The following is a 255-nucleotide window of genomic DNA, read 5'->3' on the forward strand; positions in this document are numbered from 1 at the left end:
TCGATGCGAACGACATTGACGTTGATGATGCGGGTAACGTTACCGTTTCGGGACAAGATCTGAGTACGCTGACCGACGGTGAATTAACCGTGACCATGACGGTGACCGATGAAGCCGGAAACGAGGGTAGCGTAACCGACAACGCAACCTTAGACACCAGTGCCGAGCAGGGTAACGTCAATGTGAATAACATCACCAGCGATGATGTGATCAACGCGGAAGAAGCAGGGCAAACGATCGCCGTTACCGGTACAG

The 255-nt window shown here is 52.9% G+C and carries 1 protein-coding gene; it reads left to right on the top strand.

Annotated elements, in window-relative coordinates; all coding sequences use genetic code 11:
• Window positions 1–255 (top strand): hypothetical protein (locus L8G48_RS13415; protein ID WP_248265094.1); only part of this gene is annotated, 255 nt, incomplete at both ends.

It is taken from the genome of Idiomarina aminovorans (genome assembly GCF_023155095.1).
GTDB lineage: Bacteria > Pseudomonadota > Gammaproteobacteria > Enterobacterales > Alteromonadaceae > Idiomarina > Idiomarina aminovorans.